Annotated in this window: 20 protein-coding genes, 1 tRNA gene and 1 pseudogene; 6 read left to right on the top strand and 16 right to left on the bottom strand. The window is 54.7% G+C overall.

The window, feature by feature from the left end; all coding sequences use genetic code 11:
* Positions 1–223: 223 nt before the first annotated feature.
* The gene (gene fdhD / locus K5621_RS17025; RefSeq protein WP_100144677.1) at positions 224–1,060 is read right to left on the bottom strand and encodes a formate dehydrogenase accessory sulfurtransferase FdhD; all 837 of its coding nucleotides are present in this window, start codon (positions 1,058–1,060) and stop codon (positions 224–226) included.
* A 141-nt stretch (positions 1,061–1,201) separates the two neighbouring features.
* Here fdhD and K5621_RS17030 point away from each other — a divergent pair.
* Positions 1,202–1,296, top strand: a tRNA-Sec gene (locus tag K5621_RS17030).
* 69 nt (positions 1,297–1,365) lie between these two features.
* On the opposite strand, the pseudogene selB reads toward K5621_RS17030, so the two are convergent.
* From selB to K5621_RS17070, 8 genes and pseudogenes are all read right to left on the bottom strand, one after another.
* Positions 1,366–3,201: pseudogene (gene selB / locus K5621_RS20165) on the bottom strand (selenocysteine-specific translation elongation factor); the annotation flags it as partial.
* Positions 3,198–4,619: an L-seryl-tRNA(Sec) selenium transferase gene (gene selA / locus K5621_RS17040; protein ID WP_100144939.1), complete on the bottom strand. Its 1,422-nt coding sequence runs from the start codon at positions 4,617–4,619 to the stop codon at positions 3,198–3,200. The pseudogene selB and the gene selA, both read right to left, overlap by 4 nt.
* 67 nt (positions 4,620–4,686) lie before the next feature.
* Positions 4,687–5,601 (bottom strand): formate dehydrogenase accessory protein FdhE, encoded by a 915-nt coding sequence (fdhE, locus tag K5621_RS17045; protein WP_100144673.1) that lies wholly within the window; start codon positions 5,599–5,601, stop codon positions 4,687–4,689.
* Positions 5,602–6,243, bottom strand: coding sequence for a formate dehydrogenase subunit gamma (locus K5621_RS17050; protein WP_221049860.1), 642 nt, complete (start codon positions 6,241–6,243; stop codon positions 5,602–5,604).
* Positions 6,240–7,163 carry a formate dehydrogenase subunit beta gene (gene fdxH, locus K5621_RS17055; RefSeq protein WP_039033520.1) on the bottom strand — a complete coding sequence of 308 codons (924 nt, stop codon included), beginning with the start codon at positions 7,161–7,163 and terminating at the stop codon, positions 6,240–6,242. The genes K5621_RS17050 and fdxH overlap by 4 nt, the downstream gene beginning before the upstream one ends.
* A 2-nt stretch (positions 7,164–7,165) precedes the next feature.
* Entirely contained in the window at positions 7,166–10,180 is a 3,015-nt protein-coding gene (gene fdnG / locus K5621_RS17060) for a formate dehydrogenase-N subunit alpha (RefSeq protein ID WP_157929098.1), read from the bottom strand.
* Between the two features lie 910 nt (positions 10,181–11,090).
* Entirely contained in the window at positions 11,091–11,798 is a 708-nt protein-coding gene (ssb, locus tag K5621_RS17065; protein WP_221049861.1) for a single-stranded DNA-binding protein, read from the bottom strand.
* 33 nt (positions 11,799–11,831) lie between these two features.
* Positions 11,832–13,199 (bottom strand): MFS transporter, encoded by a 1,368-nt coding sequence (locus K5621_RS17070; RefSeq protein WP_221049862.1) that lies wholly within the window; start codon positions 13,197–13,199, stop codon positions 11,832–11,834.
* Positions 13,200–13,417: 218 nt separating this feature from the next.
* Between K5621_RS17070 and uvrA the strand changes: the two genes are divergently transcribed.
* The 4 genes from uvrA (at position 13,418) to K5621_RS17090 (ending at position 19,690) form a co-directional block, all read left to right on the top strand.
* Positions 13,418–16,240, top strand: a complete 2,823-nt coding sequence (uvrA, locus tag K5621_RS17075) for an excinuclease ABC subunit UvrA (RefSeq protein WP_221049863.1) — start codon at positions 13,418–13,420, stop codon at positions 16,238–16,240.
* A gap of 7 nt (positions 16,241–16,247) precedes the next feature.
* The gene (locus K5621_RS17080; protein WP_157929097.1) at positions 16,248–16,586 is read left to right on the top strand and encodes a hypothetical protein; all 339 of its coding nucleotides are present in this window, start codon (positions 16,248–16,250) and stop codon (positions 16,584–16,586) included.
* Positions 16,587–16,659: 73 nt separating this feature from the next.
* Positions 16,660–17,718: a M28 family peptidase gene (locus tag K5621_RS17085; RefSeq protein WP_245003104.1), complete on the top strand. Its 1,059-nt coding sequence runs from the start codon at positions 16,660–16,662 to the stop codon at positions 17,716–17,718.
* Positions 17,719–17,887: 169 nt separating this feature from the next.
* Positions 17,888–19,690: a DEAD/DEAH box helicase gene (locus K5621_RS17090; protein WP_221049864.1), complete on the top strand. Its 1,803-nt coding sequence runs from the start codon at positions 17,888–17,890 to the stop codon at positions 19,688–19,690.
* 35 nt (positions 19,691–19,725) lie between these two features.
* On the opposite strand, the gene K5621_RS17095 is transcribed toward K5621_RS17090, so the two are convergent.
* Together K5621_RS17095 and K5621_RS17100 are read right to left on the bottom strand one after the other, a co-directional pair.
* A complete protein-coding gene (locus K5621_RS17095; RefSeq protein ID WP_100144657.1) occupies positions 19,726–19,932 on the bottom strand; it encodes a cysteine-rich CWC family protein in 207 nt (68 codons plus the stop codon).
* Positions 19,929–20,309, bottom strand: coding sequence for a GFA family protein (locus K5621_RS17100; RefSeq protein ID WP_221049865.1), 381 nt, complete (start codon positions 20,307–20,309; stop codon positions 19,929–19,931). The genes K5621_RS17095 and K5621_RS17100 overlap by 4 nt, the downstream gene beginning before the upstream one ends.
* Positions 20,310–20,951: 642 nt before the next feature.
* Here K5621_RS17100 and K5621_RS17105 point away from each other — a divergent pair.
* Complete coding sequence (locus K5621_RS17105) at positions 20,952–21,347, top strand: hypothetical protein (protein WP_100144655.1); 396 nt, start codon at positions 20,952–20,954, stop codon at positions 21,345–21,347.
* A 218-nt stretch (positions 21,348–21,565) separates the two neighbouring features.
* On the opposite strand, the gene K5621_RS17110 is transcribed toward K5621_RS17105, so the two are convergent.
* The 5 genes from K5621_RS17110 to slyA all read right to left on the bottom strand — a co-directional run bounded on the left by K5621_RS17110 (position 21,566) and on the right by slyA (position 26,045).
* On the bottom strand, positions 21,566–22,618 hold the full coding sequence (locus K5621_RS17110; protein WP_221049866.1) for a c-type cytochrome: 1,053 nt from the start codon (positions 22,616–22,618) through the stop codon (positions 21,566–21,568).
* 9 nt (positions 22,619–22,627) lie between these two features.
* Positions 22,628–23,182: a c-type cytochrome gene (locus K5621_RS17115; protein ID WP_229671996.1), complete on the bottom strand. Its 555-nt coding sequence runs from the start codon at positions 23,180–23,182 to the stop codon at positions 22,628–22,630.
* Between the two features lie 289 nt (positions 23,183–23,471).
* Positions 23,472–24,500, bottom strand: a complete 1,029-nt coding sequence (locus tag K5621_RS17120; RefSeq protein ID WP_221049867.1) for a DUF2955 domain-containing protein — start codon at positions 24,498–24,500, stop codon at positions 23,472–23,474.
* Positions 24,501–24,508: 8 nt separating this feature from the next.
* Positions 24,509–25,567, bottom strand: coding sequence for an HlyD family secretion protein (locus K5621_RS17125; protein WP_221049868.1), 1,059 nt, complete (start codon positions 25,565–25,567; stop codon positions 24,509–24,511).
* A 13-nt stretch (positions 25,568–25,580) separates the two neighbouring features.
* The gene (gene slyA, locus K5621_RS17130) at positions 25,581–26,045 is read right to left on the bottom strand and encodes a transcriptional regulator SlyA (protein ID WP_221049869.1); all 465 of its coding nucleotides are present in this window, start codon (positions 26,043–26,045) and stop codon (positions 25,581–25,583) included.
* Positions 26,046–26,170: the final 125 nt, after the last annotated feature.

Below are 26,170 nucleotides of genomic sequence, written 5' to 3' on the forward strand. Positions count from 1 at the left end.
CAGCCCACAGCAACTGACCTGTCGCATCTTATGTATGCCTTTACGGCGATAAAACCACTGAAATGCTGCAAACGACCGCCGGTCTGCCATCATCAAAGCACTAAAGACCGGCCGAAACTGAGTTCCGACCGGTCAGGAATAGTGTTTAGCAACGATGATGAGCAGACAGTAGACGCTGCGCCAAGGGGAGTGCGAGTCAGCGAAAGACCCTTTATTAACTTCCCTAAATGGCTTTAGCCAGACCCGCGCGGCTCAGTCCCGTCAGTCTGTGACCATGGGTGTAGAGCGTCGCACGACCGTTGCGGCAAAAGCCCACCAGCGTGATGTTGCTCTTCTCTGCCAGCTCCAACGCCAGTGAGGTCACGGCGGACATGGCAAAAAGAATCTGAATATTGGCACTGGCAGCCTTTTGTACCATCTCGAAACTGGCTCTACTGGTCAATAAAACCGCGATTGGCCGCTCGGCATGTTTCTGAGAAAAGGCACCGATTAACTTATCCAGTGCTATATGTCTTCCAATATCTTCATAGGCATCAATAATATGCCCATCATTATTTAAACCCATGGCAGCATGGGTGGCACCGGTTAATTTAAAATGCTGTTGATTGTCCTTAACAAAATTCAAGGCAACCTTTAAATTATTGATATTAAACTCGGCACCATCATCAACTCGAATAACAGGTTTAACCGCTTCTTCAAGTTGGGCAACACCGCAAAGCCCACAACCGGTTCTACCGGCCATATTGCGTCTTTGTTGCTTTAATTCCATAAAACATCTTTGGGTTATCTCAATCTGAACCAGCACACCTTCCTCGGTATATTCCAGTTCAACACCCTTGATTTCATTTATGTTTCTGACTATACGTTCCGACAAAGTAAAGCCGATGGCAAAGGCTTCGAGATCTTGTGGACTGGCCAACATTACCGTATGGGCAATGCCATTATAGACCAAGGCGATTCTTACTTCGTTCGCTAAGTAATCAGTTAATTCCGAAGTCTGCCCTTGCTCCATAAGGGTGACTTGTTTCTCGGTGACAACGTCATGCGAATAATAATACATAAGTACCCTCTGAACCTATCTAAATAATAAAAAAGTACAGTCTTTAAAATAAAACAAGAGCTATATCACAAACTCATAAAGTAAATAAAAACAGGGTTGATTCAACTGAATTCATTTTCTATTATCTCCCTGTCTTTCGATGGAAGAACGTCGTCTCCGGTGAGGCGTCCGGACTTCAAATCCGGGTGGGGCTGCCAGCAGTCCCGGGTAGGTTCGACTCCTATGTTCTTCCGCCAACCTTCATGGGACCAGAAAAGTTCAGCGTCCCGGATCTCCCGACTGTTACTGCGATACTTCCTGCGGGTAAAACCGCTGCGATCGAAGAATTCCAACAGTTGAATACTCACCTTGCGGCCAAGACCTATCATCGTCTTGAACTCGGCAGTTTCCAGCTGTCCCTTTTGGTCTAAATGACCACGAATAAGATCGGCGTAGTGGCACAGCTTACTGCTGAGCAGATATCTGTCTTTCACCACTGCGGTGATAAACCCCTGCTGCACCAACTGGAAACACAACGGCCGCAGCTCACCCGGTTCCAGCTCAAGGTATTCGGCCATCTCAGTCACCCACACAGGGGTATCCTGCTGCTCCAGCCAGGGGGATAAACGCTGCCAACAGGCTTCGGCTTGGGGATCCAAAGTCATTCTGTGCTGCGGCAACTGCAACAAGGCGCCGCGCAGCACCATGCGGCGATCGCGACAGAGGCGCTCCAGGATCAAAACGGCCAGTGGCAAGGGTAACTTGCTGTGGCTCATACGCAGCAGGCGGTTGCGCCCTAACCCCAACTGATCCGGGTGTTGCTGATGGTATTGCTCAAGCAACGACAAATAGTGCTGCTGCTCGGCCTCGAGCAGTTCGGGAGCCAACAGGAAACCGCCGTGACGGCTGAGTCCGGATTCTTCGATGACCCGACTCAAACCGGCCTCGGTCAACTGCCAGCGCCAGGCCAAATCAGCCACGGCCAAGGCCTGCTGTTTACCTAAGTGGGCCAGTGCGGCAGCCGGTGTTTTGGCATCGGCGAGACGGCCAAGAAAAGCGAGCCGCTCGTCGGTGCGTTTCTTGCGATTGGGCACTGTGAGTGCGAGTACTCTGCCGGCACCCAGGGTATGCTTACCACTGGCATGACGCAGCACTATGGGGTCGTCTTGACACAATATCAGCGGCTTATCCAGCACCAATTCAGCCAGGCAGTAGCCGCGCTCATCGGCCTCGGTCAACTGGGATATGCGTCCCAGGGTATGCTCGGCGCCGTGGTGGCAATGTACGCTCTGCCAGTGAGTCACAGGTTCAAAGGCACGGATCTGCACTACTGGGCGGCCACAGGCATCCGGCTGTGGCAAGCTGCTGAGCCAATCGCCGCGCTGCGGCGCCCTGTGGTTATCGACACCACTGAGATTGAGGGCGACCCGGGTGCCCGGTAGCGCCGTCTGCGACTCCTGCCCCTGGCAGTGAATGCCGCGGATCCTCAGCTTGTCTTTCTGACCCGAGCTGAAAAGGCTGTCACCGACCTTGACACTGCCACTGATCACTGTGCCCGTGACCACCCAACCGGCGCCCTTGACGCTGAAGGCGCGATCTAGGGGCATGCGAAAGGCCTGCTGCGCGTCTGCTGCAATACAAGCCTTCTCAAGCTGCAGCTCGCTCGATGCCAGCGCCAGAATATGCTCTCTGAGCGAGTCGATCCCCTGGCCATTACTGGCCGAAACGCTAAAGACGCCGGAGGCCTTGAGGGCAAACTCACGAAGCAGCGCCTCACTCTCTGCAGCCACTTCATCGATGCGGGCCCGCTCCACCAGGTCACTCTTGGTGAGCACCAGTGTCAGGCTCTTAAGCGGCAACATAGCTAAAATCTGCAGGTGTTCACGGGTCTGCGGCATCACGCCGTCATCACAGGCCAGCACCAAGAGCGCGTGTCTGGCATGACTGACGCCCACCAACATGTTGTTGATAAACTTTTCATGACCCGGCACATCGATAAAGGCCAGTCGCTGGCCGTCGGCAAACGGCATAAAGGCATAACCCAGATCTATGGTCATACCGCGGCGTTTCTCTTCCGGCAATCTGTCGGTATTTTGCCCGGTCAGGGCGCGGATCAGACTGGTCTTGCCATGGTCTACATGGCCGGCGGTTACCAGGATCACAGCGACACCCCCAGGGTGCTCAGCTCAGCCAGCAGCTCGGCTTCATCGTCGACCCCGCGCAGATCCAGCAGCAGTTGCTCATTGCTGATCCGGCCGATCACCGGCCGCTCGGCCTGCTTGAAGTGTTGCTCAAGCTCAATCAGGCTAGCCCCCGGATTGGCGCTAAACGCCAGCGCCACCGAAGGCAGGAAGGTATCCGGCTGTGAGCCACTGCCCACCTGGGTGCGGCACTCCACCAGCTCCAGTTGATAGCCGGGGGCAAACAGGGGCTGCAACGCCTGGTGCAAACGGCTGCCTAGCAGTTTGAGTTGCTGCTGGCTGCGGCCGAACTTGGCCATCATAGGCAGTTCGCTATCCAGGGTTTCCGGGTTGAGATAATGGATCAATGTGGCTTCCAGCGCCGCCAGAATCAGCTTGTCGCAGCGCAGCGCCCGCTTGAGCGGATGGCTTTGCAACTTGTTGATAAGCGACTGTTTGCCGACAATCAGCCCGGACTGAGGGCCACCGAGCAGCTTGTCGCCGGAGAAGCTTACCAAATCGACGCCATCGGCCAGCATCGCCTGGGGAGTGGGTTCCTGCTTGAGCCCGAAGCGGCGCAAGTCGGTGAGCGAGCCACTGCCGAGATCCGAGATCAGCGAAATATCATGCTCGCGGCACAGGGTCGCCAGCCGCGACTCTTCCACCGAGGCGGTAAAGCCCTGAATATGGTAGTTACTGGTGTGCACCTTCATAATGGCGGCGGTGTTTTCGGTTATCGCCTGTTCGTAATCCCGGAGATGGGTTCGGTTGGTGCTGCCCACTTCCACTAACGTCACTCCGGCCTGACGCATGATGTCGGGGATCCGGAAGGCGCCGCCTATCTCCACCAACTCACCGCGGGAAACTATCACCTCTTTACCGGCCGCCACCGCCGACAGCATCAACAGCACAGCGGCGGCATTGTTATTAACCACACAGCAGGCATCGGCGCCGGTGAGGCGGTGAATGAGCGAGCTGACGGCATTGTCTCTATGGCCGCGCTTGCCGGCCTGCAACTCAAATTCCAGTGGGGTTGGGTAACGCATCACAGAGGTGACGGCCTCTATGGCCGCCTCGGACTGCTGCGCCCGTCCCAGGTTGGTGTGCAGCAGAGTGCCGGTGAGGTTCCATACCGGCCGTAAACTATGGCGATAATCGCTGGACAGCTGATCAACCAAAATGCCATACAAGGCTTGGTGTGAGTGACACCAGTCGGGCAGGCGTTGCTCACGGCCTATCCCGGCTCTTGCCAGCCGAAGTTGTCCATCCAGCGCCTGTTTGACGGCGGCCTTGCCAAAGCGGCTCAGCAGCGGGGCCAGTGCTGGCTCGGCCAACAGGCTATCCATGGAAGGCAAAGCCCGATAGAGGTCTTTGAGGGTATCGGCAGTTTGGGTCATCATCTGTTTCATCATTGACTGAATAAAGGGAGGGCCTAAGCCCTCCCGGCTTTCGTTACTAATGAGCTAGTTACTCGCTGTCTTCCGTCTCGTGAGCCAGCAACAAGGGATTGACTGTGGTGGCACCATAGCCTTTCTCATTGAGCTGACTGTCGAGCATCAGGGTCGCCAAATCATCGGCGGCCACATCCATCAGCGGCGCCTTTTCGAGGAACATCATCTTGGTATAACCATGACAAGCCTCGCAGCTTTCGATGCGAACATCGGCCTGATAGTCGTCCAGAGACCAGAGGGTCATCTCCTTGTCATGCCCGCAGCAAGTGCAGTGGGCACGTATGTAGTGCCACTCGCTCTCACACAGGCTGCAATGCAGATAACGCAAACCGGCTCTGGGTTCATCGACTATCACGCTGGCAACCGGATGACTGCCACAGACCGGACACAGGCTCTGTTGTTTGACCCGGCGCTGATCCATGCGCTGAATAACTGCCGGCGCCCAATGAGACCAATAAAGCCCCATGGCGGCCCACAAAAACAGACTGAACCTGGCGGGCACTGCACTCAGATTGCCCTGACGCAGCGCCTGCCCCCAGGCACTCAGTTGCTCGGGTGCCTGTTGCATCAAGAGACGCAGCACCCGGGCGACCGACTCATCCACCTGCGGCAGGAGTTCACTGAGCAATTGCTGCAGCAAGCCCTGCCAGTAACTGTCGGCACTGGGTCCCAAGTCTGCGAGGGGCTCGCCCTCGGACTTGTCCCAAGCGGGAGGAAGACCGAAGTCTTCCTCCGCCGCCAGTTTGGCCTGAACAGCGACCAAACGGCGACACAGCTCTAGGTAATCAGCCAGCGGCGAGTCCTTGGCCAACACCTCCAGACGCTTGGCTCTGCGCAGATAAACGCTGACAGGATCGGCGGCTTTCAGTGGTTTGAGCTCCAGCGGCGATTCGCTACCGGGGGCCAGGGGTATCTCGGCTGTTTGACTCATTTAGTGTTTCTCCGTTTCCGAATCTTCTTCCAGCATTCTGGGGTGGTGCTTACGGCACCAGGCCTTGGAGACCTTGCCGTAGAGCATGCCCGCAACTGAACCTTCTACCCAGGTCGCCATCCAGAAATGCACCATCACGAAAATCAGCATGATGAGGGCACAGACGGCGTGCACCAGAATCGCCCAGCCAATGGTAGTGGCTGAAAAGTAAGGTGCAAAATAGGGCTGCCACATGATGAAACCGGTCACCGTCAGTCCGATGGAGGTCACCACGAAAGCACGGAACAGCACCTTTTGCCCAGGGTTGTAATGGCCGATAGGCGGGATCTTGTCCTCGTTCTCAAACATCACATCCTTGATGGACAGCATCCATTTCAGGTCGTTCTTCTCCCACTTGTTGTGATGGTAGTAACGCACCAGCATCAACATCAGCGGCAGACACATAAACAACCCGGCAATGGGGTGAACGAAGCGCGCCAATTGAGGCGTGCCCGCAATAGCCCCCATCCACTGGAAGGAAGGATAAAAGAACGAAAACCCGGTCAGAAAGGTGACCAAACCTGCCGCCACAATGAACCAGTGACAGATGCGGTCGAACAGCTTATGACGCACTATCATCTCTTGCTTGTGATGCTTGCTCATTTGCCGTCCTCCTCTTTCTGAGCCGCTTGCTGATCTTCTTCAGGCGGCTGATAACCGGGTTGATCCTCTTCGACTATGTTGCGGCCAACGGTGATCTTGTGCAGACAAGCCACGGCGGCGGTTGCCAGGATCCCCACAGTACCCAAAGGCTTGACCCAGTCCTGCCACAGAGTGACAGACAGTGGGATCTGTGGATCTTCCGGCATGTTGTAGCTTTCAGGCTGAGTGACATCATGCAATATCATCATCATCGCTGTGCCACCCACACCTTCCGGGTTGTACAACCCGGCCTTGGCAAAGCCACGCTCTTTGAGCTCGGCCACCCGCTTGTCGGCATAGAACAACATGTCTTCACGAGTACCGAAGCGCAGTGCGCCTGTGGTACAGGTCTTGACGCAGGAAGGCTCCAGCCCGACCGCCAAACGGTCGGAACACATGGTGCACTTGTAGGCCTTGTTGTCCTTGGGGTCGATTTTGGGGATATCGAACGGACAGGCACTGGCGCAGTAACCGCAACCAACACACTTGTCTGAATCGAAATCCACTACCCCGTTGGCGTGCTGTATAATGGCGCCTGCGGTCGAACACGCCTTGAGACAGGCGGGATCGGCGCAGTGCATACAAGCCGAGTGAGTGAACTGCCAGCGCAACTTGTTGCGCTCGTCCATCACCTCGTTGTACTCCATCAAAGTCCAGACCTGGCCGGAGAGTTTCATCGGGTTTTGATAACTGCCCTCGAAACTGCCCACTTCTTCACGCAGATCGTTCCATTCGGAACACGCCACCTGACAGGCCTTACAGCCGTTACACTTGGTCGCATCAAACAGTTTTGCTACCTGCTTGATATCACCAATCCGAGTTTGCGATGCCGGCGTTGCCGCTGAGGTGCCTGAGCGTCGAATAATATCTTGTGTTGCCATTATCAGACCTCCGCCTTCTCAACGTTCACCAGGAACGCTTTGTACTCAGGAACACCCGTGTTGGCATCACCCATCTCGGTGGTCAGCACGTTACAGGTATATGCCTTCTTAGTGAGGGCGTTATGACTACCGTGACGTGGAATACCCAGGGTGTGTACCGTTTGACCATTGACTTGCAGTGGCTGCAAACGCTTGGTCACCAGAGCCTTGGTAAAGATGTGGCCACGCTTGGAGCTCACCTTCACCAAATCACCATTCTTGATGCCTTTTTCTGCTGCCAACTGCTCGTTCATTTCCACAAAGGTCTCTGGCATGGAGATCGCCGCCAAACGGCAGTGAGTCGTCCAGAAGTTAAAGTGTTCAGTGAGCGAGTATGTGGTACAGGCGTAAGGGAACTCCTCTTTGGTGCCTATGGTTTCTTTCACACCTTCAAACCAACGCAGCACTGGGCTGTGCACCACTTTAGGATGCAATGGGTTGGTCCCGATTGGTGATTCCACCGGCTCATAGTGCTCAGGGAACGGCCCTTCTTTCAGCAGTTTCAGCGCGAACAAACGGCCCACACCTTCTGCCTGCATGATGAATGGGTGCGCGCTGTCCTGTGGATTGAGCTTGGCGTTGAAGTCAGGCACGTCTATGCCTTCCCACTTGCCATCTTTCCACTCGACTATGGTGCGGTTTGGATCCCAAGGCTTACCGTTGACATCACAAGAGGCGCGGTTGTAGAGCACTCGGCGGTTGGCAGGCCAAGCAAATGCCCATCCCGGGGTAATCCCCTTGCCGGATGGATCGTGGTTGTCACGACGCGCCATCTGGTTGCCTTGTTCGGTCCAGGAACCTGAATATACCCAACAGGCACAGGCGGTGCTGCCATCGTCCTTGAGTTCAGTAAAGCTGCTCAGTTGACGGCCGGTGTGAACATCGTATCCGTTCAACTCTTTGGTCATCTCCACCGAACTTGGGTTATGCGGATCGGCATAGTCCCACTTGATGGCTTCCACAGGTTCAGGCAGTTTACCGCCCTCTTCGCGATACAGCTTTTTCAGCTCCAGCAGAATACCGGCCACAATCTCAGAGTCGGCCATGGCTTCACCGGGGGCATTAGCGCCCTTGTAGTGCCACTGCATCCAGCGACCCGAGTTGACGATGGAACCTTCTTCCTCGGCAAAACAGGTTGTCGGCAGACGGAACACTTCCGTTTGGATACTGGCGGTATCGACTTCGTTGTAATCCGGCTCATTTTGCCAGAAGGTCGCGGTTTCAGATGCCAAGTTATCCAGTACGACCAGGTACTTGAGCTTGCTCAGTGCCTTGAGGTTCTTGTTGCGGTTCGGCATGGAGTTAATCGCGTTAACCCCTTGTACGATACAACCGTTGATCTGACCGTGATACATCATGTCGAGACAGCGGCCAAAGTCATACATCTGATCCCACTTGGGCAACCAGTCATAACCAAAGTCGTTTTCAGGGGTAGCATGCTCGCCCCAGAAACTCTTCATTTGCGAGATAAAGAACTTGGGATAGTTTTGCCAATAGTTGGTCTGACCCGGACGCAACGGCTTAGGCGTATAGTGCTCCAAATAAGCCTGCAGATTGACGTCTTTATCATTGGGCAGCTTAAGGTAACCCGGCAGGCTCTGACACAGCAGACCCATATCGGTTGACCCCTGAACGTTGGCGTGACCACGCAAGGCGTTAACCCCACCACCCAACTGGCCTATGTTACCCAGCAGTAACTGCACCATGGCCATGGTACGAATGTTCTGCGCACCCTTACTGTGGTGAGTCCAGCCCAGGGCATACATAAAGGTTGCGGCCCTGTCTTTGGTGTAAGTGCTGCCAATGGCATCACAAACCACCTGATAGTCGTCTACCGGCGTCCCTGTAATATTGCTGACGGTGGCAAAGTCGTAACGCTCGACGTGCTGTTTCAGCAAGTTCCATACGCAACGTGGGTGCTCAAGGGATTCATCTACCTTGGCATAGCCATTTTCGTCGAGTTGATAGAACCAGGATTCTTTATCGTAGTCGCCCTTCTCTTCATCGAAACCTGAGAACAGCCCTTCGTGGAATTCGAAGTCTTCCCGCACCAGATAGCTGGCGTTGGTATAGGCCTTCACATAGTCGAAGTTAACCTGGTTGGTGGAGATCAGATAGCGGATCACACCCAGCAAGAACGCAATGTCTGTGCCTGAGCGGATAGGAGCATAGTGATCGGCCAAAGCTGCACTGCGGTTGAAACGAGGGTCAACCACGATCAATTTGGCATTGTTATGTTGCATAGCTTCCGTGACCCAGCCGAAACCGACAGGGTGCGCTTCTGCAGCATTACCGCCCATAATGATCACTACATTAGAGTTCTTGATGTCGATCCAATGGTTGGTCATGGCACCGCGCCCAAATGTTGGAGCAAGACTTGCTACCGTTGGGGAGTGTCAGTTACGTGCAATGGTATCGATGGCAACTAAGCCGAGAGAACGAGCAAACTTTTGAGTAGCAAAACCACTCTCGTTCGCCATACCGGATGAGGTCATCATCCCAGTAGTCAACCAGCGGTTGACGGTAACGCCATCGGCGTTTTTCTCAATCAGGTTGGCATCACGGTCATCTTTCATCAAACGGGCGATACGCTTGTAAGCTTCACCCCAGCTGATGCGCTTCCATTCATTGCTACCCGGAGCGCGATACTCAGGGTACTGCAGACGGTGCGGACTGTTAACATAGTCCACCAAGCCTGCGCCTTTAGGACAGAGTGCCCCGCGGTTTACCGGATGGTCGGCATCACCTTCAATATGAAAAATGGCATGCTCAGAGTTTTTGCCACCGCTGCCTTGGCTGTACATCAGCAGGCCACAACCCACCGAGCAATACGGGCAGTTGTTGCGGGTCTCTTTGGCTCTGAGTAGTTTAAATTCCCGAACTGCGGCATAAGCCTTCTCGGACAACAACCCCAGCGCAGATATGGCTGAAGTTGCCGCCCCGGCAGCGCACAGTTTGAAAAACTGACGTCTGTTCATAGCGTCCTCACACTCTTGTCGTTATGAGTTTTGATGGGGGTCGCAACCCTAAGTTACGACCTACCGAGTGCAGTAAAATCAAAGACCACACTCCGAGTAAGATTATCCCTAAAGAGACAAAGGATAACAAATAATGACACGAGATAGAGATCACAAAGGAATGGCTATAGATTTTCCACGCAATAAAACACACGTTATCAGGAATAAAAATCCAACAAAAACACCAAAAACAGATAAAAACACCAAATAGAACAATATTTACCCACAAAGACATTTTGTCCAAACGAATAGGTAAATTTTGTCCCAACCGCAAAAATTGCAGTGCAATTACTGTCAACAAAGACAAGATCGGGAGATAGTAAGAGAAGAATCCGGTAAAAAAGTGAGTCAAAAATAGCAGAATACAACGTGGGCTCAGGAAATATGTCATATAAAACAATGCATTAATTTAATCACACTTTTACCTTGGCCACGACAAAGCCCCCCAGATACAGAATGAACACCAACAAGTCAAATTGACCCACCTGCCGTTATTACCCTATGCCTGGTCTCCCGGCACAAAGAGCTTACAAACGTAAAGATTGTCAGTTTTATCTAAAAATCACTCAGTCTTATGAGCACTTTTAACATATACGACTCTGGCCTCTGCTAAGGAAACGCTCTAAGGACTCTATCGGATGAGCATTGTTGGGTAAGGTAAACACTCCCAAAGAAATATTTTATCGCAAGCCCCTCCTCGCCAGGCCTCCCCGAAGAGACCCTGCCAAACAAGCGATAACTCGCTTTCGAGCCTCAAACAATTTTTGCAGAAATGGCAACGCCTATCGCCCGATAGGCGCCAACTAAAAAGCCACTGCAATTGCAGTGGCTTTTGTGGGTATCAAGCACGAGTGCCTATCTCCAGCATACCTCAGAACGGGATATCATCATCCCAGCCGTCATCCAGATCCGGCGTGTAGTTCTGCTGTTGTGGTTGAGGCTGTGGTGCCGGACGCTGCTGTGGAGCAGCCTGTTGTGGCGCTGGCTGCTGTGGCTTAGGCGCATAACCTGAATTCTGCGGCTGACCATAGCTTTGCTGCTGCGGAGCGTTGTACTGCTGCTGTGGCTGCTGCGGTTGTTGAGCAGGCTTGGGCTGATAGCCACCAGACTGCTGCGGCGCATTGTACTGAGACTGTGCCTGACCACCGCCGTAACCACCTTGGTTTTGGTTCATACCACCTTGGTTCATACCGCCCTGATTGCCGCCTTGGCTCATACCGCCTTGGTTTTGGTTACGGCCACCCAGCATCTGCATGGTGCCGCCCATATCGACAACCACTTCAGTGGTGTACTTGTCCTGACCGCTCTGATCTTTCCACTTGCGCGTCTGCAGCTTGCCTTCCAAATACACTTGCGAGCCTTTGCGCAGGTACTCACCGGCAATTTCAGCCAGCTTGCCGAACATGACAACCCGATGCCATTCGGTACGCTCTTGCTGTTGGCCCTGCTGGTCTTTCCATGACTCACTGGTGGCCACTGTGATATTCGCTACGGCGTTGCCGTTTGGCATGTAGCGCACCTCTGGGTCCTGCCCCAGATTGCCCACCAGAATTACCTTATTAACACCACGACTGGCCATCGAAATCTCCTGCGATTTTCACTTAAACTTAGCTTAATTGACAGAGCCTAACACAGCTCTGGCTTGTCTTAAATCGAATTGATCGTTCACCTTGAGGTAAGCGACTCTTTCTTCCAAAACCACTATGGCTTCGGCAACCCCCGGCAATTGAGAAAGCTCGGCGGCCATCTTCTGCGCCTGCTCTCGGCCGTCCACCTGGGCCTCCAGAGTGTAACTCTTGAGCAGCACAGGATTTTTCATTCCCAGGGTCAATACCAGCCAGATAATCAGCAGCACCACTGCCACGCTAAACACCCCGGCGGCGCCCATGATTTGATAAGCGCCACCACCGAGTAAACCGCCACAGAAGGCACCGAGAAACTGACTGGTCGAATACACCCCCATGGCAGAACCTTTTGCTCCCACGGGACAAAACTTGGCGATCAGGCTAGGCAGCGAGGCTTCCAAATAGTTAAAGCCGGTAAAGAAGGCCACTATGGCCAACGCCAATACCCAAAGGCTATGGGAAAACAGCGCCATCGCCAGCAAGGATGCCAGCATGATCAACAAAGCAAACTGAAACATCCCCTTGGTATTGTTACGCTTCACCCCGATGATGATCAGCGGCACCATCAGAAAGAAGGCGCCAACAAAGGCCGGAAAGTACAGCATCCAGTGCTTTTCTTTGGCAAGCCCCGCATCGACCAAATCCAGTGGCAGCGCCACAAATACCGCCGTCAGCACCAAATGCAAAATAAAAATACCGGCATCGAGGCGAAACAGCTGCGGATCTTTAAGCATATTGGTCAGCTTGCCCGGCTCCGCCAGCGTATCGCCCTTGGGCGCATGGGAAACAGGGTTAGGCACCAACAGCTGCACTATCAACATGCCCAGCAGCGCCAGACCCGCAGTCAGGGCAAACAGACCGGATAGCCCCAGATGCTGCGCCACCACAGGCCCCACCAGCAGCGATAAGGCAAAGGAGAAGCCGATACACATCCCCATAATGGCCATCACCTTGGTGCGTTGCGCATCCCGGGTGAGATCCGCCGCCAACGCCAGTACCGCGGCAGCGATGGCGCCCATTCCCTGCAAGGCACGGCCGGCAACAACGCCGTAGATGCTGTCGGACATGGCGGCCAACACGCTGCCGAGGGCAAACACCAACAAACCACCGAGGATCACCGGCTTGCGGCCAATTCTGTCTGACAGTATCCCCATGGGGATCTGCAGTATCGCTTGAGTCAGACCATAGGCGCCGATGGCAATCCCCACCCACAGAGGTGAGAAGCCTTTGAGATCTTGTCCATAGAGCGCAAAGACAGGCATGATCATGAATAAGCCCATCATGCGCAGCCCAAATACACTGGCTAATGAGAACGCGACTTTTCTTTCTGTGCCGGAAAGTCCACCGTTGGCCATAGTTTTGCCCTGGATTAAGAATTTTTTAAGGGAGCGCATGTTACCACGAAGGTTTTAAACAGCTCAAAGAGAAAAACCAAGTCCTCCTCCGCCTGCAATCCGGGGGGACTACTGACAGCATGGTGTCAGTAGGACGGATGCACAGCCGCTATCGGCACAGCGCAAAATATGTGATACTTGTGCTCTTTTTCTCCAGTGATTAGCCAAAGTAGAGAGTGATGGACAAGATAGACATTCGCGGTGCCAGAACCCACAATCTCAAGAACATCAATCTGACCATTCCCCGAGACAAACTCATTGTTATTACAGGCTTATCTGGCTCGGGCAAATCTTCTCTCGCCTTCGATACCCTCTACGCCGAAGGTCAGCGGCGCTATGTGGAATCCCTGTCGGCCTATGCCCGTCAATTTTTGAGTCTGATGGAAAAACCGGATGTGGATCATATCGAAGGTCTGAGCCCGGCGATCTCGATTGAACAGAAGTCCACTTCCCACAACCCGCGCTCTACCGTGGGAACCATTACCGAAATCTACGACTATCTCAGATTGCTGTTTGCCCGCGTGGGCGAACCCCGCTGCCCGGTTCACGGCCAGCCGCTGGCGGCACAAACCGTCAGCCAGATGGTAGACAAGGTGCTGGAGCGCCCCGAAGGCGAGCGCCTGATGCTGTTGGCCCCCGTAGTGCAGGGCCGCAAGGGTGAGCATGTCAAATTACTGGAGAACCTGGCGGCCCAGGGCTATATTCGCGCCCGGATCGATGGCGAGGTGTGCGATCTTTCCGATCCACCGGCGCTGGATCTGCATGTAAAACACAATATCGATGTGGTGGTTGACCGCTTCAAGGTGCGCGAGGATCTGCAGCAGCGGCTGGCGGAATCTTTCGAAACCGCACTGGAGCTGTCCGGCGGCGTGGCCACTGTGGCCAGCATGGAGGAAGGCAGCAATGAAGAGTTGCTGTTCTCCGCCAACTTCGCCTGCCCTCACTGTGGTTACTCCATGGCCGAGTTGGAACCCAGGCTGTTTTCCTTCAACAACCCCGCCGGAGCCTGCCCGACCTGTGACGGCCTCGGGGTACAGCAGTTTTTCGATCCCGATCGGGTGATCACCAACGACGAGCTGTCGCTGGCAGGCGGTGCCATTCGCGGCTGGGACAGACGCAACTTCTACTATTTCCAGATGCTCACCTCGCTGGCCGAGCACTACGGCTTCGATGTGGAAACCACCTTTGGCGATCTCCCAGCCAAAGTGAAGCAAATAGTGCTCTACGGCTCAGGCAAAGAGAATGTCGCCTTCCGTTATATCAATGATCGCGGCGATGTGGTGGTTCGCAACCATCCGTTCGAGGGGATCCTCAACAACATGGACAGACGCTACCGGGAGACAGAGTCCAACTCGGTGCGTGAAGAGCTGGCCAAGTACATTAGCAATCAGGCCTGTTCCAGCTGCGGCGGCTCGCGCCTGCGCGAAGAGGCCCGCAACGTGTTTATCGGCAATATCAACCTGCCGGAATTGACCACTTGGTCCATTGGTGAGGCCAGCGACTACTTCGCCACCCTGAGCTTTGAGGGGCAAAAGGCGCAGATAGCCGAGAAGATCCTCAAAGAAGTGGGCGATCGCCTGGGTTTCTTAGTCAATGTCGGCCTCAACTACCTGAGTTTATCTCGTTCGGCAGAAACCCTCTCTGGTGGCGAGGCGCAGCGGATCCGCCTGGCCAGCCAAATCGGCGCCGGTCTGGTCGGGGTGATGTATGTACTCGATGAGCCTTCGATTGGTTTGCATCAGCGCGACAACGAGCGCCTGCTCAACACCCTCACTCACCTGCGGGACTTGGGCAACACAGTGATAGTGGTCGAACACGATGAAGATGCCATCCGCATGGCGGATCATATTATCGATATCGGCCCCGGCGCCGGGGTGCATGGCGGTGAAGTGATCTGTGACGGTGACATCAACGCCATCATGGCCTGTGAAGCCTCTGTCACCGGCCAATATATGTCCGGCAAGAAAAAGATCACCGTGGCCGGAGGTCGGGTGCCCAGCGATCCCGACAAGATGATCAAGCTATTCGGTGCCAGCGGCAACAACCTCAAACAGGTAGATCTGGAGATCCCGGTCGGGCTGCTGACCTGTGTCACCGGGGTATCGGGCTCGGGTAAGTCCACCCTGATCAACGACACCTTCTTCAAGATTGCCCATCGCATGCTCAACGGCGCCACCGCCGAAGAGCCGGCGCCCTATGAGCGTATCGAGGGCATGGAGCTGTGCGATAAGGTGGTGGATATAGATCAGAGCCCCATAGGCCGTACGCCGCGCTCCAACCCGGCCACCTATACCGGCATATTTACCCCGATCCGCGAACTGTTTTCGGCGACTCAGGAATCCCGTACCCGCGGCTATCAGCCGGGGCGTTTCTCCTTCAACGTCAAGGGCGGCCGCTGTGAGGCCTGTCAGGGTGACGGCCTTATCAAAGTAGAGATGCACTTCCTGCCGGATGTGTACGTACCTTGCGATGTCTGTAAGGGCAAGCGCTACAACCGTGAAACGCTGGAAGTGAAGTACAAGGGCAAAAACATTCACGAAGTGCTGCAGATGACGGTCGAGGAGGCCCGAGTGTTCTTCGATGCGGTGCCGGCCATTGCCCGTAAACTACAAACCCTGATGGATGTCGGTCTGTCTTATATACGTTTGGGCCAGAGCGCCACGACTCTTTCCGGCGGCGAGGCTCAGCGGGTCAAACTGGCTAAAGAGCTGTCAAAGCGGGATACCGGTAAGACCCTCTATATTCTGGATGAACCCACTACAGGGCTGCACTTTGCCGATATCCAGCTGCTGCTGGATGTACTGCACAGACTCAAGTCCCAGGGCAACACCATAGTGGTGATTGAACACAATCTGGATGTGATCAAGACAGCCGACTGGATAGTGGATCTGGGGCCGGAAGGCGGCTCGGGTGGCGGTACGATTTTGGTGGCCGGTACCCCGGAGCAGGTAGCCGAGCATCCAGAGTCCCATACCGCCCGCTTCCTGAAGCCTATGCTATGAGGTGACGGTGACAGGCAACAGACTACTGTTATTGGCCCTGGCTCCCTGTATGGCGGGTTTATTGCTGGCGGCTTTTGACCCCTTGGTGGGCAACTGCAAACGCTATTTGGGTGAAGTGGTGCATTCCGGCCCGGACGGGACTACCGTCGCCCTGCCCGATGGCCGTAGGGCGCTGGTTGAACCCAGTGCCCTGCCGCCGGCGACGCTGGTCACCATAGGCGCCAAGCGTCATTTGGTGTCGGGTATTGAAGCGTTCAGGCTCAAGGGTCGAGCGGAAACCGAAACACCTTCGGCCAGCCGTAACCACAACGCTCCGCAGGGCGGCGCGGCACAACTCGTTAAATAAGCGGGCAACCCCGTCTCGGGGAATGGTATAAACTGCAACATAGCTTGAGTTGATTGCCGTTGCCGGAGGCAGGATGCCGATGACACTCTTTATCCGCCCGCCGCTGTGGGGACTCTCTATCCCTCACCCGCTGTGGGCACTCTCTATCCGCCTGCCGCTGTGGGCACTCCTATTGATATTGCCGATGCTTGCTGCCGGCTGCAGCAGCTCGCCCGAACGCTGCGGCGCAGAGATTCAACTGAGCTGGGCCGAGACGACGCAGCTGCAACAGGATGTCGAAGTGTTGGCCTCGCCCAGATTGCAAGGTCGGCGCAGCGGCACCCAAGGTGCGGCACTCAGCCGTGAGTACCTCACAGAGCGCTTTGAACTAATCGGCCTGCAGCCGCTCACTTCGGTATTTCCGCCCCTGACCCACGCCTTGAGCGGCTTTCAACACTCATTCAACTATGTCGATGGCTTTACTCAAGTTCAGGGCATCAACCTTTTGGGCTGGCTACCGGCAGCTAGACCGACCACTGAGTGGCGCCTGCTAATTGCCCACTATGATCACCTAGGCGATCGCGGTCCGGGCTTTTATCCGGGGGCCGACGACAACGCCTCTGGCGTGGCGGCATTGCTGGCCATCGCCCAGAGAGTCAAGCAAGAGCCCAGTCGCTACAACCTGCTGTTTATTGCCAGTGACGCCGAAGAACCCGGACTCTATGGCAGCAAAGCCTTGGTGAGCGCTTTGCAGCAAAGCGGTTTTGCCGAGCACATCTCGCTGGCGGTCAATCTGGACATGATAGGCAGGCCCGGGCTTCCCTATGCCATCTACCTCGAAGGCAGCCGCTATTTCCGCCACTATGATGACTTCAGCGCCTATCTGATGGCGGGCACAGGCCTGTGCATTCGCCCCAGTCATCCGCGCCCCATTGGCCGCAGCGTGCAGCGCAGCGACTGGCTCAGGGCCTCGGATCATTACCCCTTCCACCGAGCCGAGATCCCCTGGCTCTATTTCGGCGTCCCCGCCCACGCCCAGTACCACACCCGTGACGACACGCCCGACAGACTGGATTATCCATTCATCGGCGCCGTGGCCGAAGCGGCCGATCTGCTGCTGCGACTGCCATCGAAACAGTTACAAAACCGATAGTTGGCCTACTATTTGCTTTAAATTTGCCATAAAAACACCTTTAGCCGTGGAAAATAGCAGATTTCGCTGTTATAATCTGGCGTTTTCGATGCGGGAAATCGACACGGGGTTGATTTTCTGTCTGTGAAACTTTCTGCGTCATCCAGACGCGTCCACAAGGCTACAACCCATGTCATCCAATGAAAAAACTTTCCGGGAACTCGGCCTCTCCGAGGCATTGCTGCGTGCTCTAGATGAGCTCGGCTATGAGAATCCGACCCCAATTCAAGCCGCGAGTATCGCCCCCCTGATGGCGGGCCAGGATATTCTCGGCCAGGCACAGACAGGTACGGGTAAGACCGGCGCCTTTGCTCTGCCTCTGCTTAATGCAACAGATCATAACCTCAACGCACCGCAAATCCTGGTGCTGGCACCGACCCGCGAACTGGCGGTACAGGTAGCAGAAGCTTTCTCCAGCTATGCCAAATTCATGAAAGGTTTCCATGTACTGCCTATCTATGGCGGTCAAAGCATGCACCAACAACTGCAGGCGCTGCGTCGTGGTCCTCAGGTCGTAGTTGGTACACCAGGCCGGGTCATGGACCATATGCGCCGTGGCACCCTCAAGCTCGACAGCCTCAAGGCTCTGGTGCTGGATGAAGCCGATGAAATGCTGAAAATGGGCTTTATCGACGATATCGAGTGGATCTTGGATCATACTCCGGCCGAGCGTCAGCTGGCACTGTTCTCTGCCACCATGCCTGAGCAGATCAAGCGGGTTGCCAACAAGCATCTGAACAACCCTGCCACCATCAGCATTGCCGCCAGCCACACCACGGTTGACTCCATCGAGCAGCGCTTTGTGCAGGTATCTCAGCACAACAAGCTGGAAGCCCTGGTGCGTGTACTCGAAGTGGAAAACACCGAAGGTATCATCATCTTTGTGCGTACCCGTAACTCTTGTGTGGAACTGGCCGAGAAGCTGGAGGCCCGCGGTTACGCCTCATCGCCACTGCACGGTGATATGAACCAACAGGCCCGTGAGCGCGCCGTGGATCAACTCAAGTCCGGTAAGCTGGACATTTTGATTGCCACCGATGTTGCCGCCCGAGGTCTGGACGTTGAACGTATCGGTCACGTGGTCAACTATGACATCCCTTACGATACCGAAGCCTATGTACACCGTATCGGTCGTACCGGCCGCGCCGGTCGTACCGGAATGGCGATTCTGTTTGTGACTCACAGAGAGATGCGCATGCTGCGCACCATTGAGCGTGCCACCAACAGCCGTATTTCACCGATGAAGATCCCAAGCCCTGAGACTGTGGCCGAGCGCCGTCTGTCACGCCTGGGCGAGCAGGTTGCTGCCATCATAGCCAACGAAGAGCTGGACTTTATGAAGGGCGCCGTGGCTCAGCTGTGTCAGCAGTTGGAAGTGGACACAGATATTCTGGCGGCCGCACTGCTGCAACAGGTACAGCAGGAGCGTCCGCTGCAGTTGCCTCCGATCCAGGAACGTCAGCGTGACAGCCGTGATGATCGCAGCTCACGCGACGATCGTGGCTCACGGGAAGATCGCGGTTCGCGTCGTCGTGACTCTCGTCCGGTTCCCGGCGATCTCGGCAAGGCCGAATCCCTGAAGGATAACCCGGATCTGCAGATGTGCCGTTATGTACTGGATGTGGGTCGTGAGCACGGTGTGGGTGTGGGCAATATCGTGGGTGCCATCGCCAACGAAGCCAGCATAGACAGTCGTTACATTGGCCAGATCCAACTGTTTGACTCTCTGACTACAGTCGATCTGCCCGCAGGTATGCCTAAAGACGTACTGGCGCACCTGAAGAAAGTTCGGGTATGTGGCAAGCCTATCAATATCCATGAAGCCGGTAGCCAGAGCTTCGAAGGTGAACAGCGCCCTGCTCGTCGCCCTCGCAAGCACTCTGGAGAGCGCCGTCCTGATCGTAAGCCCCGTCGTCGTGACGACCGCGGCTGAGCCAGCGGATTAAATTGACTCGGTAAAAATGCCGCTCACTCATGGTGAGCGGCATTTTTCTTTATATTGATTAAACAGTGTCGGCAGATACAACTGTGTTTGGGAATCTCTCGCAGCGCCAACTCCAGGTAACTGAAGTCAGCCTTCATGCACCAGCAAAGCGCAGGATCTGTCCCGGCCGCCATGGCGCATTGGTTGGCTTGTTGACATACAGGGCAGCGAGCGACGGACTTATCGGTCATAAGACCTCCCTGTCAGCGGGATGATTGATGCCATCCATCACGGGAGCATCCTTGAAGACAAAAGGATCCAACTCGTCGATGCACCCCAGATTAACGCCATACTCCTGTGGATTCGAGCGCCGTTGATGGTGAGTATAGATACCGCAGCGACTACAGAAATAATGTTTAGCGGTATGGGTATTGAACTGATAACAGCTGAGCAGCTCTGCACCGCTCACTAGCTTGAGATTGGTCAAGGACACAGAGGCTACCGGCGCACCGCGGCGGCGACACATGGAGCAATCACACCGACGAACATTGTTCACTCCTTCGGGAAACGTGAGCGCCACCTGAATCCCGCCACAATGGCAACGGGCAATATAGTGAGTCTGAGTCATGACAATCCCTGTGATCCTGATTGAATGGGCAAGCTTATACTGAAAGTTCGAGCAAAACGACATACGGCCTGTTTCATCTTGCCCCAGGGTACACAGCTTGCCAATAGACAGCAGCTGAACTGCCAAGCTAAAGAAAGTAATCTTCCCAACAAAGAGTAAGCATTTCTCCCGATATTGCTGCAGCCAATAGCCAAGACTCCCCATCATAATGGAGCAAACTGCGGCCACATCTGCTGCGCCCCTGCTCAAGCCAATGCCGAATTTCAACCCCAAGAGTCGGTGATAAGGCGCGGGCGACCACCGCCTCAGTCTGACGCTAAACATAATGGCCAAACGCCTTTCCGTCCCTAGCGCAGCGAGGATTTGCCATCAGCGCTAGAGAGTTGCTAACGAGTGTTTTCGATCGCGAACAAATAGCCGTTCCCCGGACAGAAATAACCAATCTCATTGATTAGTTGAGTTTTTAACTTAATTTTAAGGAAGCATTTTTCGGTTATAACCCTATGGATCCCATGCCACAAAGTAGGTAGACTGGCCCCGGTTTACCTCCTTGGAAACAAACCAAGGGATATGATTTGGGGGCGTAAATCGGTTGCTTGAGTGGCCAGTACGCGCTCTCCTCAACTTATAGAGAAGGAAATAATGGGTTTACAAGAAAAGCAATGGAAGCGCTCTATCGAAGAGCAGTATGTGGTTGAGTTCAAACAGGACATAAAGAGCATTCTGGATGCCGACCTGGACGTAACCTTTGACTGGGACAGCTTCGACAGCGCCAAAGAGATCATGTATGTGCCCACCTATGCACTGGATCGTGTCAAATCCGCGTTCAAAGAACTCGCCAACGACCAGGACGCCAAGGAAGAGATTGTTGCGCAGATCAAGACTCTGCATATCAAGAACATCAACGACAATGCCGAAGAAGCCAAGAACATGCGTATCGGTGATGGCGTTTTCGCTCTCGAAGTCGGTTTCGGCGGCAACCACGCCTGTGTCTTTAACGACACCGCTATCCGCCAGTACCTGGAAAACAACCTCTGATCATTTGAGCAGAGCGTGATGCTTAGGCTCATCTCCGTTTGAGCCCATCAGTATCCAAGGCCGGTCCTCCCCCTGAGACCGGCCTTTTACTTTTTCATGGCTTCAGTCAGTCAATTACCAGCCCTCGGGCTAAAGCCACAGAGTCAAGTTCCCAACCCTGTACTTCCAAACAAAAAAAGCGCGCCTAGTGGCGCGCCGAATAGATTAAGGCTCTTGCCTTACGACTTCTTGGGGAAGATGGGATAAGCCTCTTTGCCCAGCAAGGTACCCTTTACCTCTTTACCATAGTAACCGGCATGCTTGTGATACTTGCCTTGGGTTTCCTCAAGATTCCCCTTGAAGCGGGGATCCTGAGGACGTTCATGGGCGTTGATATAGGCGGCCACATCCCAGGCTTGTTGAGTGGTCAGCTGCATACTCTTGCCCAGTGGCATATTCTCGTGGATAAAGAAGGCCGCCGTGTTGACCCTGTGCATTCCGGCGCCCCAGTTAAAACTCTGCGGCCCCCAAAGCGGTGGCAAGGCATACACACCGGCTATCGCCTGACCTTGGCCATCGGCGCCATGACATGCCTGGCAATGAGCCTGATAAACCTGCTCACCGCGGGCCGGATCATAAGCCAATTCAGGTTTGGGTATTGAAGGGTAACCCCGGCCCGGCAGATTGGCGCGTTGCTCTACCGTCAACTGCTGCTTAATGGCTTCAGGGATGGGGAAGTCTTCCCGTTTGCCGCCCTTGATAAGCTCGGCATCGGCCAGTTCAGGCACTTCGCCTTTGACACCGTATTGATCCATCAAGCCACCAACCCCAAGCCAATAGGCATAGGCAGACAAGGCTACCAACTCAGGGCTGCCGCTTTCAGGCGCCTTGCCGTTCATTGAGTAGGTGAAACAGCCCTGAATACGCTCTTCGAAGCTGTTGACCTTGTCGTTCTTCTTCCGATAGGCAGGATAAGCAAAATAAGCGCCCCAGATAGGAGAAGCGTTGGGCTTACGGCCGGCATCCATATGGCAGTTGACACAGTTCAGCTCATTGCCGACGTATTTATCGCGCAGTTGCTGAGTATTGACGAACAACTGATAGCCCTGACGCACCTTATCACCAAAGGCGCCGGCCGGAATCGCATCCAGTGGTCTGGGGATCAGATATTCCTGCCCTTGTACCTTGGGTGATGATGGCAGTTGCGCCTGGCGATCGGGCAGATTCTCGGCCTGGGCCTGAGCTGTCATTGCGGCCACAGCACCCATGATAAACAGAGTAGATTTTTTCATGCTGCGTCCTTACTTGAGATTGGCAAAATAACTGGCGATGGCGTCGATTTCGGCGCTGTTGAGCTGTTTGGCAACATGCTCCATCATGCCATCGACATCGCCTTTACGGCTGCCATCCTGCCAGGCGTGCAGTTGAGTCTTGATGTAACTGGCTTGCTGACCGGCAAGCCTTGGAAAAGTGCCGCCCCCCAGGCCTGACGGGCCATGGCATGTTACACAAGCGGGTAGGTTCCGGGTCCAGTCACCCTGGTACACCAGTTTTTCAGTCGGATCGGCAAATACCACCTGCTCACCTCTGAGCTGAGGTTTAACTTCAGCGACACTCTGGGCCGCGAAGTAATCCGCTACCTGACCGATAACCTCATCTCCCTGCAGGGTCATGGCCATAGGCATCATGGTGGCGTTTTGGCGGGTTCCGGCCTGGAACAGCTTGATCTGTTGTTGAATATACTGGCTTGAGAGTCCGGCGAGTCTCGGGCCCAGTGGCTCAATGCCCTGTCCCTGAGGGCCGTGGCAACTGCCACAAAGCGCAGCCTGTGGTGGCATAGTCGGTTCTGTTGCCATGGCTGTCCCTATGGACTGAGCCAACAGCAGCAGGCCACCAGCGGCGAGCGTGATTGATTTCATCTGTTATCCCCCATTATGAGTAATGGCGAACAGCATAGATCCAAATCACATATATGAGAAGTTTGCGATAAATATCAAAAAATCATGGCGCCTTGGCACAATCCCTATGCCATAAGGTTTACAGCATCGACATGAGTCCAACTTTGAAATATTTGCTTACGATTTTGATTTTATAAAAAACCCTTTGCTAACAATATATTGGATAACGATTATCGTTTACGAATCGCTATTCACCAAAATGCGTCGCCTTAAAACTGTTGAGTAAATGGTGCAACAGATAACAGGCCAACAAGGTGCCAACTATGGCCACCAGAATACTGCTCACGCGGTAGAGAGCGCTGAAGATCAAATCATTACCCGGTGCCAAATACTGACCGAACAGTATCCCTAGGGTGGTCATGGCACCAAAGCCCACCGCCGAGCCACTGGCCTCTTTGACATGGGCCAGGGCAAACAGCAGAGTCCCGAGCCAGAGCATAGGCACGACCAACAAGAGCACACCGGACCAGTCATACAGCAACAACTGCACCGCCATACCATATGCCACCCCGAGCACTGTGCCCATCGCCCGTTTACGGGCATAGTCGAGGGCACCGTTCCAATGCATGGGAAACAGCAACAGCAGAGTGGTAGCCTGCGCCGACATGGAATCGCGCAGATCGAAGGCCTGGAATATCAAGAAGGAAAGAGTGGCAACGCTGGCCCCCATCAGCGCTTCATGGCGCATTCTGTGGGGCTGTTTGGGTCCGGGCACATAGGCGCCGCGAGGTTCAACATCCGGGATCAGCACTGTCATCAGATAAGCAATCAGCACTGACAGTACACTGGCCCAAAAATTACCGAAGATGAGATCGTTAAGATCGGTATCCGGATAACTGGCAAAATGCAGCATGATGCTGAGGCTGATCACCCCGTTGGCACCAAACAGAAACAGGGCGCCGCGGGACATGCAGGCAAAGCGATATAGAAACAGCACGAAGACAATCAAGGTCATCAGTGCCGGATGGCTGCCAAACAAACCGCCTATGATGCCCACCTCAACCCCACAGACAACTGCCGCGGCCAATAACTGCCGCGCCGCATGGCCGTTCATCACTGGTACCAGTCCCAGCAACAGCATGGGGGTGACGGTATAAAACACCCCATAGTTCCAATTCATCAGCTTACAGATCAGAAAGCCGAGGCTGGCGCCGGTGGCTATGCGCAGGCACTGGCGCAACTCATTCTGAGTCAAGGGGTGGTGACGCAGGATCATCGGCCACCTCAATAGATGTAGTGCAGCAAACTAACGGCCTTGATCTGCAGCTTAGCCATGAAACGATAGAAACTATTGTCCGGCAGCAACTGAACTGTGGCTCGGGAACCGGCTGCCAGCATCGGGTGCTCTTCTCCCAGGAGTTCAAGATGCAGCCGCAGACGCTGAGCATCCCGCACCCAACGATCCGACTCGGTCGGCGTCGCCAACATGCCGTTGGCATCGAATTGTCCGGCGCTAACCCCGGCATCACGGCTGCTTACCCTGGCAGGGTAGAGTCTGCCTGGCTCGGCATCGAACGCTACCCAGGCCTCAGTGCCCTGCTCCACGCCCCTGAGAGTTTTCTCACGAAAATCGGCGATGATATCCAATGGTTCGGACACCAAGGCCAATACGGGTTGGCCCTTGTTGGCCATACTGCCACTGGCCAGTTGCAGATTGGTCACTATGCCTTCGTTCTCTGCCAGCACCTTGGTGTAACTCAGATCCAATTCTGCTTGAGCCAAACGGCTGCGGGCCTGGCGCAACTTGAGGTTCTCTGTCCCGGCTGTTCCGCGGGAAACCTTGAGTTTAGCCAACTGCGCCTTAGAAGCGGCCAACTTGGCTAGCGCCGAGCTGGCATCGGTATCAGCCTGATCCTTGAGCTGGCGTGACACTCCATTGCTGGCATAGAGGGCATCCAGGCGCTTGGCCTCACGTAGTTTCTGTTGCAACATGGCCTCATTGGCGCTGACCTCGGCGGCGGCGGCCTCAATGGCGGCATCCAGCTCGGCGTTATCCTGCACCGCCTGCTCCAGCGCCAATTTGGCTTGCTCCAGCGCGAGCTCAAAAGGAGCCGGGTCGATGGCGAAGAGTAACTGCCCGGCCTCTACATGTTGATTATTGGCCACGGCCACAGATTGCACCGGGCCGCTCACTTGGGGCGCTACCTTGACTACAGTGCGGGTCGCCATCGCTTGCGGCGTCAGCGGCATCTCCAAATCCGCCAACATAAAATAGGCGAAGACCAGCACAAAGCCTGCCATGGAAATTTTAACGAGTCTGGCAAATTGTTGATCTGGCGTCATAAAGTCTCTCTCATTACGCTTGCTCTTGCTGCAGCTGATGTTGGGCGTTATCGCAAATCCTGGTGATCACGGCTTCAAAATGGGTTAGCTCATCCGGATCTATGCCTGCCAACAACTTGGCCCGTACCTGGATGATCCTGGCTTCCATGGAGCGAATGACTTCTTCACCTTCAGCGGTCATGGACACGATGCGCGCCCTTTTGTCATGCTCGCAGCTGTGACGGGAGATTAGCCCTTGCTGCTCCAGTTGACCCAGGGTCCGCATCAAAGAAGGCAATTCAATTTCCAGCGACTCGGCCAACTGTTTTTGACTGATGTGATCGCCCATTCGTCTCAGCTTCCACAGCGCGGTCCAGCGAGGATGGGTCAGCCCCAAAGGCGCCAATTCATTGTCGGCGACCATGCGCCATAAGCGGTGTAAACGCCCCAAGCGCTCTCCCAGAGAAGTCTCGGTCAGCTGTTCTATATATCTGTTCATCTTGATTGGCTTATTGGTTAGCAGGCTAAGTATTTTAGCAGTTCAAAAAATCAAGTAAACACCTGAGTGAGAGTCGGATAAATTCGTTCAGAGAAAGCCGGGGAAAAATAGTTAGTTAACGACAA

Source organism: Shewanella carassii, assembly GCF_019670705.1.
Taxonomy (GTDB): Bacteria; Pseudomonadota; Gammaproteobacteria; order Enterobacterales; family Shewanellaceae; genus Shewanella; species Shewanella carassii.